The organism is Parasphingorhabdus litoris DSM 22379, from assembly GCF_020906275.1.
Taxonomy (GTDB): domain Bacteria; phylum Pseudomonadota; class Alphaproteobacteria; order Sphingomonadales; family Sphingomonadaceae; genus Parasphingorhabdus; species Parasphingorhabdus litoris.
This window is the reverse complement of record NZ_CP086727.1, coordinates 816,244-830,208: the sequence shown is the minus strand read 5'-3', so window position 1 is coordinate 830,208 and position 13,965 is coordinate 816,244. Positions and strand designations below refer to the sequence as shown.

The following is a 13,965-nucleotide window of genomic DNA, read 5'->3' as shown; positions in this document are numbered from 1 at the left end:
CCGCCGCTATGCCACGAGGTAGCGGCGAAGATCAATCATCGATGCGGAATTTCATGATCCGTGCTGTCACGGCCTGATCCGCATCCATTCCCCCCATGATATAGTAATCATCGCCCGACTTTACGAGAGCGCGATGATCCATGCCGGGTTCGGCCAATTTGCCCAGTTCTATCCACTGATCCGCTTTCAGATCATAGCCAAAGATCCGGTCCGTCGGTTTGGCGGGCTCTCCATCATAACCGATGCCGTCATAATTATAAGGGTTGTCGCCACCTCCGGCAAACAGGATCAAACCGCGATCATTATCGCCCATAGCCGCCATGCGATATTGGGGACCGCCCGGATGGGCATCAATCGCGCGCCAGGTAATCCGCTTCGGGTCACCCGGATCGATATCGCCGCGCCAGGCAAAGGGGGCGGCGGCAAATTTGCGTTTGCCATCGACCAGTCCGGCAACGGCCACCCCATCGGTGATGATCATGCTGTGATTGGCTATTCCGCCCGCATGGCCGAATACTGGCTTGCCGGGAAATTCCGTTGCCATGCTCCACGTATCAAATTGCGTGTCATAAAGCTGGACGAGACTAACATTGCCCTCATCATGCCAGCCAGACACCAGATAAATATAGCGCCCGCGATAAGGTAGTGCGACCATATCATCGACCGGCGTCGGCATATCGGCAAGGCGCGTGTAAGCATTGGATTTGGGTTCAAAAACAAAGACTTCGGGGGTAGAGACTTCGTCGCCATTTTCGGCCACAGTATAGCCACCGAAGAGATAGATCTTACCCGCCACCGTTACGGCAGAACTAGCAAGACGTCCTTCTTCCACCGGCACTGACGCAATTTCTTCGCAATCCTTGATGCTGATGATACAGGCGAAAGCGGCATTACTGGTATCTTTCCAGCTCTTTCCAGATTTCAGGCCATTGAAACTGTATAGCGTCGGGCCATCCGGCCCCTCGGCTGCCACTACGGCATTGTTGCTGATCGGGATAGGCAGCGCAAATTCAGCCGTCGACGAAACGGGTGCAGATGCAGGCTGTTCCGTAGGCTCTTGTCCACAGGCGCTGACAAACATTGCCATGCCAATTGCTGCAGCCTTGCTCCAAAATCTCATCACTCCGCTCCTTGCTTTTCCTTGTCCGCCAACACGTCCTTGATCGACCGCGAGACGTCCCAGCGATCTTGATTAGCCGCTCCGCGCTCAAACGCAAAAAACGCATCCACTTTGGCATCCAGTCCGGCCGCACGCAGCGGTAGGACAAAGCTGCTCTCCACCGCTCGCCGAGCGGCATCCCGTGCCAATCGCATCTGCAAAGGGTTTTGCGCCTGTTTGGCGAGTTCAGCTACACCCTTTTTTCGATTGGCCTGATCCAGCGTCTTTTCGGCATCGGTCAGCGCCATTAATATCCCGCCATCATCATAGCTTTGTATCCGATCTATCTGCACCTCTGGCCGGGCAATTTCGATTGGCGGTATTTCCACGGACAATGTCTTGCTAGCCTCATCCCAGCGAACCTTGCCAGCATCCAGCTTGGCGAGATCAACCTCATAGCGCACCGATCCCGGCATGATCAGTGTCTTGCGGGCTGAAAGCCCCATGCGGCTTACCGAGGTCGTTACCGTTGCGTTGTAGCTGGCGGAAAAGACTGTCAGCCGGTTCTGTTCGCGCAATCCGTCGAGACTGGCGCTGGCAATCGAAACAGGATCGGGTGTGAAGCCACTCTCAAACTTGGAAAGCAACAGCCAGGACAGGGCGCCGAGGATGACCAACACGCCTGCCATGATCGCCAAGGGAATGGCGAAGCGTCGTTTCATGCCAACATTTTCCAGAGTTCGCCATCGACGGCTACAATTTCGCGGTTCTGCAGGTCGATCAGATGCGCACGCACGGATTGACCGGCCGCACCTTTCAGGCGGGGATCAAGCCCCTTGTACATTTGCGTCACCATATCGGGAATGACCGATGGACCGCTTTCGAGTATTTTTAGTATCTGACGCTCGCGCTGTTTGCGGTGCCCCATCATGCCGCGTACCAATTGCCGGGGTTTATCTACCTTTTTGCCATGGGCCGGATAATAGACCTTGTCATCGCGTTCATAGAGCTTTTGCAGGCTGGCCATATAGTCCGCCATATCACCATCCGGCGGCACGATCACGCTGGTCGACCAGGCCATGACATGATCACCGGTGAACAGCGCGCCAGATTCCTGAACCGAAAGGCAAAGATGATTGGACGTATGTCCCGGTGTCGCGACCGCTTCAATGGTCCAGCCATCGCCAGAGAGGGTTTCGCCATCCTCCAGCACTCGGTCGGGCGAATAGCTTTTGTCAAAACTTTCGTCCGCGCGCGGACCATCGTCATCGAGTACCAATGGTGCACAACCGATAATGGGTGCACCAGTGCGATCTGACAAAGGCGCGGCGGCCGGGCTATGATCACGGTGGGTGTGGGTACACATGATCGCGCTGATCTTTACATCACCAACCGCAGCCATGATCGCGTCGATATGATCATCAATCGCTGGACCAGGATCAATCACGGCCCGGTCTGTCTTATTGCCCACAAGATAGGTCTGCGTGCCGGTATAGGTATAGGGGCTAGGATTGCCGGCAAGCACCCGCACGACAAGCGGTTCCAGCTGTTCAGCCAGGCCAGTTGGAAAGTTGCTCGGATCAAAATCTGCGCTCATGCTCAAGATGTGGCATATTCAGGCCATAAAACAAACTTGAATATCACCACAAAATCGGGAGCGACTGTCTGTACAGCCGCTCCCGATCTTGTGACGATTGGTTTTGAGAAGGGCTTGACCTGTGTCAGGTCATCGAAAGCTGGGCCTTCAGATTTTTGATTTCTTGATCAAAATTCTCGATTTTCAACAGATGCTTGGCGTCTTTGCTGTTGCATTCCGCCGCCTTGGCGCGCTTTTTTTCCAGCTTTTTCAAGGTGACTTGTAATTTTATTTTCTGTTCCTTGTCAGTGCAGCCAATGACGCTTGCCCATGCCCGGTCATTCATAGTGCCTTGTCCGGCAAAGGCGATTTCCCTGTTCATAGCCTTACAATCAAGTTTCACGCTTTTGGAACTACTCGAGCTACTTGAGCTGCTTGAACGACTTGAACTGCTTGCTGCAGCACGGAAATTCGGCTTGAAGGCGATTTGCGTAACATCCCAAATTCGGGCCGCCACGCTTTTCGCTTCACGGGCCTCCTGCTCGGCTTCGCGCTGGGCTTCACGGGCTTCTCTTTCAACTTGCCTTAATTCTCTCGCGACCTCGCGTTGGGCACGACGAACTTCACGCTGGGCTTCCCGCAAAGAACGCTCTATTTCCCGCTTGGCTTCGCGATCCATACGCGATGCTTCTTTGCGTTCTTGCTCCCACTCGCGTTTCCACTCCCGCTCTGCTTCTCTGAGTTCCCGAGCAGCTTCCGCAAGTTCGCGCTGTGCTTCCTCACGATCAAGTCTCGCCTCGCGCGCAGCTTCTTCGGCTTCAAGGCGGGATTCCTCTGCCTCTTGGACCATTTCCTTGATTTCTGCTTTGCTCAGTTTTTTGTTGGTTCGAAGGACAACAGTACGGCCATTATATTTGATCTTGTGGACATGTCCGTTTCCTCTGGCACGAACTTTGGCCCAATCCTTTTCACCATTGAGCATCGTTATTTGCACGGCTTTTTCGGCTTTACCCTTGGCCACCCATTCCAGATCCGATGGAGCAACCGGCGGTACAGGGGGCACAGGCGGAACCGGAGCCACTGGCGTCCAGGATGTGTCTAAATTGCTCTGAGAAACACTGAATTTCTTCAGCTTTTTGGCAATTTCCTCATCCGTCAACTTACGCTTTGAACGAAACTGGAAGTTACCGTCCTCATTCTGGACGATATATTTATACCCGTCCGCGGTTTTTTCGGTAACCATGGCGCCGTCAGGGCCGACATCAACGCTGGTGGCTTTCCGACTGATTTTTATGCCCTGTCTCTTAGGACTCACATCGACAGCAATATTGTCACTGTCGATGACTGCTTCATCCACAACCAGACTATCTTCATGCGGGTGCGCCTCTGCTTCCACAGCATAGGTAACCGTCGCGGTCAGCGGCAATGCCACCACCGTACTCGCACCAACCATCAAGGCGCCCATACGCTTGCGGAAGGGCGATTTTTCAGACTGACCGAGCATCTTCAGGCGGTCCTTTATCTTATTCTTCTGATTTAACGGACTGGCAAGGCCAAGCTTGTGCCCGGACACTGATTTCGCAATGGTCCGGCCATAAACGGCTCGCAAATCACGGCCGTTGTTATTCAAAATGCGGGCGTCACAGGCTGTTTCCTGGTCCTGCCGGAAGGCGATCCACGCTAACCACGCCACCGGATTGAACCAGTGCAGTGACAAGATAAGCAGACCGACGAAATTGGCGGCAAGGTCACCCGATTCATGATGGGCAATTTCATGTTCCAGCGCCAATTCCCGTTCGCGCGGCGCATAGTCGCGGAAGAAATTTGTTGGAACAGCAATATATTTTTTGAACAGACCGAAAGCCAGCGGCCCACCAACGGCAGCCGTTTCAAGGATCTGGATACGTCCATGACGACCGACCAAACGACCGTCTGACACGATGTCCTCGCGAAACTGAAAATAGGCTGCCAGTTTGCTGATGAAGAGCATACCTGCTCCACCCAGCCAGACAACCAGAGCGATCATCGTCCAGTCAACAGAAGCGAGAGCACTTACGGCCACAGTTTCAGAAGGTGCAGCCATCGCGATTTCCGAAAGGAGCGGAGTAGCAGCGGCCAATTCGCCGGATACAACCGGGGCCGGCGCTTCCAATGTGAGTGTAGGCATGAATAGCCGCGCCAAAGGCAAAGCCCATAAAAGATAAGCAATATGTGCGCCAAAAAAGTGAGCCACCGGCTTCCGAATTATTAGCACCAGTGCCATGAGCAACGTCATCGACACCATCGTGTCCATCATCCAGTTGGTCATCCCTTCAACTCCCTCAAAAGCTCTTCGATTTCCCTTATATCGTCATCGCTCAGCTCATCGGCTTCGGCCAGATGGGCAACCAACGGTGTGACTTTCCCTCCGAAAAGACGGTCAACAAATTTCCGTGAAACACCAGCCAGATAAGTATCCCGCTCAACCAGTGGTGAATAAAGAAAACGCCGACCATCACGCTCCGTGCCGATAACGGCTTTTGTAGCAAGGCGTGATAACAGCGTTTTGACAGTTTGTAGCGACCAACCTCTTGCATCGGCAACACGGTCAGCCACTTCGGTAGCGGTTAGCGGCGCTCTGTGCCAAAGCACCTCCATAATCTCATGTTCGGCATCACTGATACGTTCTACCATATCCAATTTCTCCCAAATGAAATTGCCAAAATTGAACGACTAAGACTCGCTACTGACTACAGCTGTAGTTACATCGACTACAATTGTAAATGTGTAATTTTACATATTGCGACAAGTGGTTTGGCCACAACGCGTTGAACCCGAGGCTCATTCGCCTGGATATTGTCGGAAAAATTTACAAGGGCGAAGAAGTTAACACGGCTTTTACCAGCTAAGTAGTTGTAAAATATCATTTGGAAAAAACTGGCACGTGCGATGCAAGGTTACGGGTGTTCCTATGTTTCACACCCATGAAACGCAAATGAGGGGGACAGCGTACTGGTCTCCGCCGTCCCCTCTCATTAAAATTTAGACAACCCTGTTCCCACAGAAAAACGGCTCGGATCTCCTAATCCGGGCCGTTTTTGATTCTAACGCTGGAGGGTCGCCTTGCTGCGACTATCGCGATTGTTAAGTGCGATGTGCGAGAAACTAGCTCGCTGCCGGTGCGACCTTTTTCTCAGCCATCAACTCGCCCAATTCACCAGCTTCATACATTTCCATCATGATATCGCTACCGCCAATAAATTCGCCTTTGACGTAAAGCTGTGGAATTGTAGGCCAATCGGAAAATTCCTTAATCCCCTGACGCACGTCCATATCCTGAAGAACGTCCACGGATTCAAAGCCAACGCCGAGATGCTCAAGAATAGCGACCGCTTTACTCGAGAAGCCGCATTGCGGGAAAAGGGGTGTGCCCTTCATAAACAAAACCACGTCGTTGGATGTGACCATGGTGTCGATCTTTGCATGCACTGCGTCGTTCATTTTCAATCTCCTTTTCGGGCCCTATTCAGGAATTCCTGTGGTCAACTGCAACGCATGCAGCTCTCCGCCCATTTTGCCTTTCAATGCCGCATAGACGGCCTGGTGCTGTTTCACCCTGTTCATACCTGCAAATGCTGGTGTCACGACTTTCGCCGCATAATGGTCGCCGTCACCGGCAAGATCCTGTATCTCGACAATTGCGTCAGGAAAGGCTTCCAGGATCATTGCCTTGATGTCATCGCTTGCCATGGGCATTGCAGGTGATCCTATTCAGCTTCTTCGATGAACTGACGCCGCGCTTCCACCATCTTGTCAGCCAAAATGGTGCGAATACCGGCATCATCCACTTCCACGCCGGCCGAGGTAAGATCGCCAAGCAGCTTGCGAATAACATCTTCATCACCAGCTTCTTCAAAATCAGCCTGAACAACCGCCTTCGCATAGGCATCGGTTTCTTCATCAGTCAGGTTCATTTTTTCAGCAGCCCACTCACCGATTAAGCGATTGCGCCGCGCCGTCAGTTTAAACTGCATTTCTTCATCGCGTGCGAATTTCGTTTCAAACGCTTTTTCACGATCTTCAAAACCGGCCATAATCTTCCCTTATTCGCGTTGTCCATCGCTGGACCATTTTAGATAAAATAGGCACTGGCCGCTCCGGCGACAAGAGCCACCGGTCGCTTAGTCAGAAACTTTCACAACCAGCTTACCAATTGCGCCGCGGTCTGCCATTTTTTGAATGGCCTTACCGGCATCGGCAAAGTCGAAAACTTCCGATACGCGCGGCTGGATCATACCTTGCCCCCACAGCTTGAACAACCGATTGATATGAGACCGATTGCCAGCCGGATCGCGCATGGCATAAGCGCCCCAGAAAACACCACAAACGTCACAGGACTTTAACAGCGTCAAATTCAGTGGCAATTTCGCGATGCCGGCTGGGAAGCCAACGACCAGAAAACGACCTTCCCATGCGATCGAGCGCACGGCTGGCTCACTATAGTCGCCGCCAACAGCATCATAAATCACGTCTGCGCCATTGGGGCCTACAGCCGCCTTGAACTGCCCGGCAAGCGCCTTGGACTGATCCTTGTCAAAAGGTGCGCGATCATAAACAACTGTTTCATCAGCACCGGCAGCCTTCGCAAAGGCAGCTTTTTCTTCGGAAGACACAGCCGCGACGACGCGCGCGCCAAAAGCTTTGCCAAGTTCAACAGCTGCGATACCGACGCCGCCTGATGCACCTAGGACGAGCAAGGTGTCGCCTTCTTTGATATGGCCGCGGTCAACCAAGGCATGGATTGACGTCCCATATGTCAGGATGAGTGCGGATGCGTCTTCAAAGCTCACACTGTCGGGAATTTTGAACACGCTATTGTGATCAACCGCGACTTTCTCGACCAGACCGCCATGGCCAGTCGTGGATGCAACCCGGTCGCCTATTTGAAAGCCTGTAACACCTTCGCCAATTTCGGCGATGACGCCAGACACTTCCCCACCAGGGGCAAAAGGCCGAGGCGGTTTGAATTGGTACATGTCTTGTATAATCAAAACATCGGGATAGTTGATCGAACATGCCTTGACATCAATGACCACCTGCCCCTTGCCAGCGACCGGATCATCAACGTCCATCATTTCCAAACTATCCGGACCACCGACTTTTGTGGACATCAATGCTTTCATATTATCTTCCTCTTTCCCAGCAATATTTTATGGCGTTTATGCGACCACTGGCCTGTGCCAAGGCTGCGCAGAATCAACGCGCTTTTCATGTGTCTCTATGGCATCCGATTTTGACATTGTCAGGTCAATTTCATCCAACCCTTCCATCAGGCATTGTTGGCGAAACGGGTCCATTTCAAACGTGAAGCGATCCTGAAAGGGTGTTGTCACGCTCATGCTTTCCATGTCGATCGTAATGGGGTCGGTCTTGGCAACCTCCATCAACCGATCAATGGCGTCCTGCGGCAAGGCAATCGCCAATAGACCGTTCTTAAAGGCATTGCCTGAAAATATATCGGAAAAGCTGGGGGCGATAATCGCCTTGATGCCCATATCATCCAGTGCCCATGCGGCATGCTCACGGCTGGAACCGCAACCAAAATTATCGCCAGCGATCAGGATGGATGCCCCGGCATATTCCGGATCATCAAATACATTGCCTTCTTGCGCGCGGATCGATTCAAACGCACCCTTGCCAAGGCCTTCTCGCGACACGGTTTTCAGCCACTCGGCCGCTATAATAACATCGGTATCGACATTTTTCTGGCCGAAAGGAATAGCACGCCCTTCAACAGAGCGAACCGGCCTCATTCGTCACCTGCTTCATCAGGATCATCGACGGGCTCATTTTCATAACGAGTCCCGGGCTTTGGTTCCGACGCCTTGAATTCATCCAGCTTGCGCATCTTGTGCCGCCCGGCATAGATCAGTGCTGCGGCAACAGCGGCTGACCCCACAGCGGCACCAACTTTGGCGCCAGTGGACCACTTGCTTTTCTTGCCTTCTTTACCTGTATCTTTGGTGCCCTTATCAGCGGACTTGCCGTTATCATCTGCCATTTTTCAACCTTATCCTATCCGTTCGCGCCCATCAAATCACGGACGTCCGTGAGCTTTCCCGTCACTGCAGCGGCAGCTGCCATTGCTGGCGACATGAGATGCGTCCGTGCGCCTGGCCCCTGTCGACCCACAAAATTCCGATTGGATGTCGAAGCACAACGCTCGCCCGGCGGCACTTTGTCCGGATTCATACCCAGACAAGCCGAACAGCCTGGCTCTCGCCATTCAAAGCCAGACGCGGTGAATATCTTGTCCAAACCTTCGGCTTCTGCCTGCGCTTTCACCAGGCCTGATCCGGGGACGACAATTGCCCATTTGACGCTTTCTGCCTTTTTCCGGCCATCGAGAACTTCTGCGGCAGCTCGCAAATCTTCGATCCGACTGTTGGTGCAACTGCCAATGAAAATATTTTCCACCGCAACATCGTCCATCGCCTGCCCAGCAGAAAGCCCCATATAGTCCAGCGACTTGCGCGCCGCGTCTTGTTTGGACGCGTCAGTAAAGCTCTCTGGTGCAGGAACCTGGCCAGTTACCGGCACAACATCTTCCGGACTAGTACCCCAAGTCACAGTCGGTGCGACATCAGAAGCTTGAATCGTAACGCTCTTGTCAAATTGTGCGCCCTCATCAGTTGGCAATGTTTTCCAATAGGCAACTGCCGCATCCCAATCACCACCTTTAGGGGCCATGGGGCGGCCTTTTAAATAGGCAAAGGTTTTTTCATCCGGTGCGATCAGACCGGCCCTGGCGCCGGCTTCGATCGACATGTTTGATACCGTCAACCGGCCTTCAATCGACATCTGGTCAAAGACCTCACCGCGATATTCGATGACATGTCCCGTTCCGCCAGCCGTACCGATCACTCCAATTATATGCAGGATAAGATCTTTTGGGCTAACACCGGGGCCAAGCGAGCCTTCGACACGAATTTCCATCGACTTGGACCGAGACAGTTGCAAGGTCTGCGTAGCGAGCACATGCTCGACTTCACTGGTGCCAATGCCAAATGCCAGTGCGCCCAGGGCACCATGGGCTGCCGTATGGCTGTCGCCGCAAACCAAGGTTGTGCCTGGTAAAGTAAAGCCTTGTTCAGGTCCAATGACGTGGACAATGCCCTGCTCCGCATCACTCGCACCGATATATTTTATACCGAAGGCTGGTGCATTTTTTTCAAGCGCTTCCAGCTGTGCCGCGCTTTGTGGGTCGGCTATCGGAATCTTATTACCACTGGCATCAACACGTGGCGTTGTCGGTAGGTTATGATCCGGGACCGCCAGCGTCAGATCCGGGCGGCGGACCTTACGCCCGGCCTTGCGCAATCCTTCAAAAGCCTGAGGGCTTGTCACTTCATGCACCAGATGGCGGTCGATATAGATCAACGCTGTTCCGTCTTCGCGCTGATCCACGACATGCGCGTCCCAAATTTTCTCGTATAGCGTTTTGGCTTCAGTCATCTCGGCGTTATACCATCCTCACAAGCAATATGGTGTTTCGTTTACCCAGATCAATTGGCGGCGCAAGTGAGAAGTGACTTCAAAACCCGATCAGAAAGGCGTATCTTTAGCCAATGAGTATTTTTGCAATCATAGCCACCGTCCTAGCTTCCGTCATTGCGATGGAATTCGTCGCTTGGGGTGCACATAAATATATCATGCACGGTTTTGGTTGGAATTGGCATCGCGACCATCACGAACCCCATGATAAAATGCTCGAGAAAAATGATCTTTATGGCATTGTCGGGGCCGTCATGAGTATTTCGATGTTTGCCATCGGCAGTCCGATGATCATGGGCAATTCTGCCTGGGAACCAGGCACCTGGATCGGCTTGGGCATATTATTCTATGGCATTATTTACACCCTGATTCACGATGGCTTGGTGCATCAGCGTTATTTTAAATATGTTCCAAAGCGTGGTTATGCAAAACGGCTGGTGCAGGCCCATAAGCTCCATCACGCTACGATTGGCAAAGAAGGCGGTGTCAGCTTTGGTTTCGTCTTTGCGCGCGACCCGGCCAAACTGAAGGCGGAACTCAAGGTGCAACGAGAGACCGGCAAGGCCGTGGTTAGAGATTCTGTTGGTGCCGTTTAGGCCCTGCCTATTTTGAACATCGTCAAACCAATTCCGGCAAAAATCATTGCACTGCCTATAAAAAACCGTGTGGTCAGTGTTTCTCCGAGCAGCATTACGCCGCCAAGTGCCGCAATTGCCGGAACCGAAAGCTGAGAGGCAGCAGCAGTACTCACTGAGATACGCGGCAAAACAGCGTACCAGGTAATGTAACCCAAACCAGATGTAATCGTGCCGGAGACGATCGCCAGATAAACGCCCTTCGGTTCGATTTGCCCACCATAGTCCATCAGTGGGATCAACAAAGCGCAAAGCAAGCCTGCACCAACAAAATTTCGGGCTGTCGCCAATGCTGGCCGCGCGGCTCCTTTTCCAGCCCAACTGTAAAAGCCCCAAGCTATGCCAGCCAGTGCCATGATCAGCCCGCCTATCAAAGGCGGTGCGGTATCGCCCGGCGCGAGAAAAATAACCAATCCGGCTGTGGCAAGAAAAAGGCCGATCCATTGTATAGCCGTTGGATAAATGCCGCGGAAAATACCGATCATCTGCAAGCTCAATTGCCCGGCAGGAAACAGAATCAGTGCGCCAATTGCGGCATCCAGCGAAATATAAGCGAAGGAAAAGCTGACAGCATAAACAAACAGGGCAATTGCAGGAACCAGAGTATCGCGGCGCGGGAGGACCGATCGGCCATGTTGAATGCCCAACAAGAGCGCCAGCATGATTGCGCCAGATACCAGACGGATGACGGTAAAACTTGCCCAATCAATGGTATTTTCAGCCAAAGCCGCGCGGTTGAGCAGGGAATTGCCGGCAAAGGCACATAGCGTCAATATCAGCAATAATGCTGTTAAAAGACGTCCACCCATATGGTCAGACGATTGATCCGCAGCGGCCACTAGCCTGCGAGCGTAGGTACAACTGGTCCGCCCAGTTCAATGGCCTTTTTATATCCGGCGCGCGCCATCATCCGCTTGCCATAATCCATCATGGCCGGACGATTGGCGAGCATTCCAGCGGCCATGGCTAGCTCAACGACATACATGATGTTGATATCTGCTCCAGTAAAGCTCTCTCCAACGAGATATTCCCGATTGTCGAGATGATGCTCCACATAGTCGAGCAGCTTCACGACCTCGCCCTCGACAAATGGCACATAGCCTTCACCGAGCCCGCCAAAGCGCGGCGCAAGCATTTGTACAATTACCGGGTTGGCTAAAGTACCCTCGGCGAAATGCAGCCATTCGAGATATTCCGCTCGATCTTTGGATCCCGGCTCAGGCGCCAGCTTGCCGTCGCCATATTGCTCCAGAATATATTCAATCACCGCCCCGGATTCCATCATCAGGTGACCATCGATAATCACTGTCGGTGCTTTGGCCAACGGATGGACGGCGGCCAGATCGGCCTGCGCACGCATGGTCTCAGGATGGCGTTGATGTCGCACCATTTCATATTCCAGCCCCAGTTCTTCCAGCAGCCAGATGATACGGGTTGAACGGCTATATTCCAGATGGTGTAATGTGATCATGGCTGAGGCTCCTGTGGGGTTTGAACAGCTTCGCTATGCCAAAGCCTAGATGCTGTCAAAAGCACAAACAACAAAAACAGTGTTTGAGCGCTCCGTATCTGGGCACAATATGGTCTCAGCCAAACACTTAGTGCCCCACGACTCCCAGGCTCTCAAACGGCCTGTCATTGTCGCTGTATTTCTCGACCAACGTCGCACTGGCTTCATTCAGACCAATGAGCTCAACCGTCTTGCCTTCATTTTGCAGACGTTCGACAATCTTGTCGAGCATGCCGGTTGCCGAGATGTCCCAGAAATGTGCGTCATGGACATCGATAACCACTGTATCAATGCCTTCTTCGTTAAACTCCATCGCTTCATAAAGCATATCGACAGAGCCGAAGAATATCTGGCCGCCAAAGACATAACGGTGCGTTGTGACTTCGACAAAATCCTGAATGGTAACAAGCTGACGCACTTTCCAGGCGAAGAAGATACCGGAGAGCAAGACACCGGTCAGCACACCGATGGACAGGTCATGGGTCGCAACAACCATCACAACAGTGGCAATCATCACCACATTGGAAGGCCAAGGGTGATGGGTAATCTCGGTGAAACTTTTCCAGCGGAAAGTACTGATCGACACAAAGATCATCACCGCGACCAAAGCAGGCATCGGGATTTGCGCCACAAGCGGTCCAAGACCGACAATCAGCACCAACAGCATCACGCCCGCGACAAAGGTCGAAAGCCGCCGCCGACCGCCTGATTTAATATTGATCACCGACTGGCCGATCATTGCGCAGCCGCCCATGCCGCCGATAAAACCGGTCACGAAATTGGCAATGCCCTGACCATAGGTTTCACGCTTCTTGTCACTGCGGGTTTCCGTCATGTCATCGACGATTGAAGCGGTAAGCAGGGATTCCAACAAGCCAACCGCCGCCATCGCCAAGGAATAGGGCGCAATAATCTGGAGCGTTTCCCATGTGATCGGAATTTGCGGAATGTGAATCCACGGCAAGCTGTCCGGCAATTCACCCATATCGCCAACCGTTGATACATCGACCCTGAAATACATGCTGACTGCTGCCAGCACGATAATTGCGGCCAATGGCGACGGCACCCAACTGGTCAGTTTTGGCAAGCCATAGATGATGGCAAGACCTGCAGCGACCATCGCATAGGTTTGCCACGTAAACGCTTCACCAGTCAGTTGCGGCAATTGCGCCATGAAGATCAGAATCGCGAGCGCGTTGACGAAGCCGGTAATCACCGATCGTGAGACAAAGCGCATCAACAAGTCCAGGCGCAGCAACGCCGCTATCGCCTGGAAAATGCCCATTAATATTGTCGCAGCGAATAGATATTCGACACCATGATCGCGCACCAGCGGCACCACCAACACGGCCACAGCCGCAGTCGCAGCGCTAATCATCCCTGGTCGGCCGCCAATCATCGAGATAATTACGGCGATCGAGAAACTGGCGTAGAGCCCCACACGTGGGTCAACACCGGCGATTATCGCAAAACCAATAGCTTCCGGGATCAGGGCAAGCGCCACCACCAAACCGGCCAAAAATTCGGTTTTCGGATTGGAAAGCCAGTCGCGTTTAAAGTCGCTGTGTATTGCCATGATTCGGTCCCCACCGATTGAAATGTCAGATTAAAT

Annotated in this window: 16 protein-coding genes; 1 reads left to right on the top strand and 15 read right to left on the bottom strand. The window is 52.8% G+C overall.

From position 1 onward, the window contains the following. Positions 1-31: 31 nt before the first annotated feature. From BS29_RS04115 to leuC, 12 genes are all read right to left on the bottom strand, one after another. Positions 32-1,120, bottom strand: a complete 1,089-nt coding sequence (locus BS29_RS04115; RefSeq protein ID WP_229955953.1) for a Kelch repeat-containing protein — start codon at positions 1,118-1,120, stop codon at positions 32-34. Next, positions 1,120-1,821 carry a DUF4230 domain-containing protein gene (locus tag BS29_RS04110; protein ID WP_229955952.1) on the bottom strand — a complete coding sequence of 234 codons (702 nt, stop codon included), beginning with the start codon at positions 1,819-1,821 and terminating at the stop codon, positions 1,120-1,122. The genes BS29_RS04115 and BS29_RS04110 overlap by 1 nt, the downstream gene beginning before the upstream one ends. Next, positions 1,818-2,696 (bottom strand): MBL fold metallo-hydrolase, encoded by an 879-nt coding sequence (locus BS29_RS04105; RefSeq protein ID WP_229955951.1) that lies wholly within the window; start codon positions 2,694-2,696, stop codon positions 1,818-1,820. The genes BS29_RS04110 and BS29_RS04105 overlap by 4 nt, the downstream gene beginning before the upstream one ends. Before the next feature lie 124 nt (positions 2,697-2,820). After that, positions 2,821-4,983 carry a M56 family metallopeptidase gene (locus tag BS29_RS04100; RefSeq protein ID WP_229955950.1) on the bottom strand — a complete coding sequence of 721 codons (2,163 nt, stop codon included), beginning with the start codon at positions 4,981-4,983 and terminating at the stop codon, positions 2,821-2,823. After that, a complete protein-coding gene (locus tag BS29_RS04095) occupies positions 4,980-5,348 on the bottom strand; it encodes a BlaI/MecI/CopY family transcriptional regulator (RefSeq protein WP_229955949.1) in 369 nt (122 codons plus the stop codon). The genes BS29_RS04100 and BS29_RS04095 overlap by 4 nt, the downstream gene beginning before the upstream one ends. 471 nt (positions 5,349-5,819) lie before the next feature. Then, positions 5,820-6,155, bottom strand: a complete 336-nt coding sequence (grxD, locus tag BS29_RS04090) for a Grx4 family monothiol glutaredoxin (RefSeq protein WP_229955948.1) — start codon at positions 6,153-6,155, stop codon at positions 5,820-5,822. Positions 6,156-6,176: 21 nt separating this feature from the next. Continuing rightward, positions 6,177-6,410: a BolA family protein gene (locus tag BS29_RS04085; RefSeq protein ID WP_229955947.1), complete on the bottom strand. Its 234-nt coding sequence runs from the start codon at positions 6,408-6,410 to the stop codon at positions 6,177-6,179. Positions 6,411-6,421: 11 nt separating this feature from the next. Beyond that, entirely contained in the window at positions 6,422-6,748 is a 327-nt protein-coding gene (locus BS29_RS04080) for a DUF1476 domain-containing protein (RefSeq protein WP_229955946.1), read from the bottom strand. Between the two features lie 87 nt (positions 6,749-6,835). Beyond that, positions 6,836-7,837 carry an NADPH:quinone oxidoreductase family protein gene (locus tag BS29_RS04075; RefSeq protein ID WP_229955945.1) on the bottom strand — a complete coding sequence of 334 codons (1,002 nt, stop codon included), beginning with the start codon at positions 7,835-7,837 and terminating at the stop codon, positions 6,836-6,838. 36 nt (positions 7,838-7,873) lie between these two features. Then, entirely contained in the window at positions 7,874-8,467 is a 594-nt protein-coding gene (gene leuD, locus BS29_RS04070) for a 3-isopropylmalate dehydratase small subunit (protein WP_229955944.1), read from the bottom strand. Next, positions 8,464-8,715 carry a hypothetical protein gene (locus BS29_RS04065; RefSeq protein ID WP_229955943.1) on the bottom strand — a complete coding sequence of 84 codons (252 nt, stop codon included), beginning with the start codon at positions 8,713-8,715 and terminating at the stop codon, positions 8,464-8,466. The genes leuD and BS29_RS04065 overlap by 4 nt, the downstream gene beginning before the upstream one ends. Positions 8,716-8,729: 14 nt before the next feature. Then, positions 8,730-10,169 (bottom strand): 3-isopropylmalate dehydratase large subunit, encoded by a 1,440-nt coding sequence (leuC, locus tag BS29_RS04060; protein ID WP_229955942.1) that lies wholly within the window; start codon positions 10,167-10,169, stop codon positions 8,730-8,732. Between the two features lie 113 nt (positions 10,170-10,282). Between leuC and BS29_RS04055 the strand changes: the two genes are divergently transcribed. Then, on the top strand, positions 10,283-10,804 hold the full coding sequence (locus BS29_RS04055; RefSeq protein ID WP_229955941.1) for a sterol desaturase family protein: 522 nt from the start codon (positions 10,283-10,285) through the stop codon (positions 10,802-10,804). Here BS29_RS04055 and BS29_RS04050 read toward each other — a convergent pair. The 3 genes from BS29_RS04050 to BS29_RS04040 form a co-directional block, all read right to left on the bottom strand. After that, positions 10,801-11,682, bottom strand: a complete 882-nt coding sequence (locus BS29_RS04050) for a DMT family transporter (RefSeq protein WP_229955940.1) — start codon at positions 11,680-11,682, stop codon at positions 10,801-10,803. The genes BS29_RS04055 and BS29_RS04050 overlap by 4 nt on opposite strands. After that, a complete protein-coding gene (locus BS29_RS04045; RefSeq protein WP_229955939.1) occupies positions 11,682-12,314 on the bottom strand; it encodes a glutathione S-transferase family protein in 633 nt (210 codons plus the stop codon). Before BS29_RS04045 ends, BS29_RS04050 begins: the two co-directional genes overlap by 1 nt. A 127-nt stretch (positions 12,315-12,441) precedes the next feature. After that, on the bottom strand, positions 12,442-13,929 hold the full coding sequence (locus BS29_RS04040) for a SulP family inorganic anion transporter (RefSeq protein ID WP_229955938.1): 1,488 nt from the start codon (positions 13,927-13,929) through the stop codon (positions 12,442-12,444). Positions 13,930-13,965: the final 36 nt, after the last annotated feature.

Bases quoted from the DNA above. Each gene is read 5' to 3' on its own strand.
- BS29_RS04040 (WP_229955938.1), bottom strand. From the start codon at position 13,929: ATGGCAATACACAGCGACTTTAAACGCGACTGGCTTTCCAATCCGAAA.
- leuC (WP_229955942.1), bottom strand. From the start codon at position 10,169: ATGACTGAAGCCAAAACGCTATACGAGAAAATTTGGGACGCGCATGTC.
- BS29_RS04075 (WP_229955945.1), bottom strand. From the start codon at position 7,837: ATGAAAGCATTGATGTCCACAAAAGTCGGTGGTCCGGATAGTTTGGAA.
- BS29_RS04080 (WP_229955946.1), bottom strand. From the start codon at position 6,748: ATGGCCGGTTTTGAAGATCGTGAAAAAGCGTTTGAAACGAAATTCGCA.
- BS29_RS04115 (WP_229955953.1), bottom strand. From the start codon at position 1,120: ATGAGATTTTGGAGCAAGGCTGCAGCAATTGGCATGGCAATGTTTGTC.
- BS29_RS04095 (WP_229955949.1), bottom strand. From the start codon at position 5,348: ATGGTAGAACGTATCAGTGATGCCGAACATGAGATTATGGAGGTGCTT.
- BS29_RS04085 (WP_229955947.1), bottom strand. From the start codon at position 6,410: ATGCCCATGGCAAGCGATGACATCAAGGCAATGATCCTGGAAGCCTTT.
- BS29_RS04100 (WP_229955950.1), bottom strand. From the start codon at position 4,983: ATGACCAACTGGATGATGGACACGATGGTGTCGATGACGTTGCTCATG.
- BS29_RS04065 (WP_229955943.1), bottom strand. From the start codon at position 8,715: ATGGCAGATGATAACGGCAAGTCCGCTGATAAGGGCACCAAAGATACA.
- BS29_RS04105 (WP_229955951.1), bottom strand. From the start codon at position 2,696: ATGAGCGCAGATTTTGATCCGAGCAACTTTCCAACTGGCCTGGCTGAA.
- leuD (WP_229955944.1), bottom strand. From the start codon at position 8,467: ATGAGGCCGGTTCGCTCTGTTGAAGGGCGTGCTATTCCTTTCGGCCAG.
- grxD (WP_229955948.1), bottom strand. From the start codon at position 6,155: ATGAACGACGCAGTGCATGCAAAGATCGACACCATGGTCACATCCAAC.
- BS29_RS04055 (WP_229955941.1), top strand. From the start codon at position 10,283: ATGAGTATTTTTGCAATCATAGCCACCGTCCTAGCTTCCGTCATTGCG.
- BS29_RS04110 (WP_229955952.1), bottom strand. From the start codon at position 1,821: ATGAAACGACGCTTCGCCATTCCCTTGGCGATCATGGCAGGCGTGTTG.
- BS29_RS04045 (WP_229955939.1), bottom strand. From the start codon at position 12,314: ATGATCACATTACACCATCTGGAATATAGCCGTTCAACCCGTATCATC.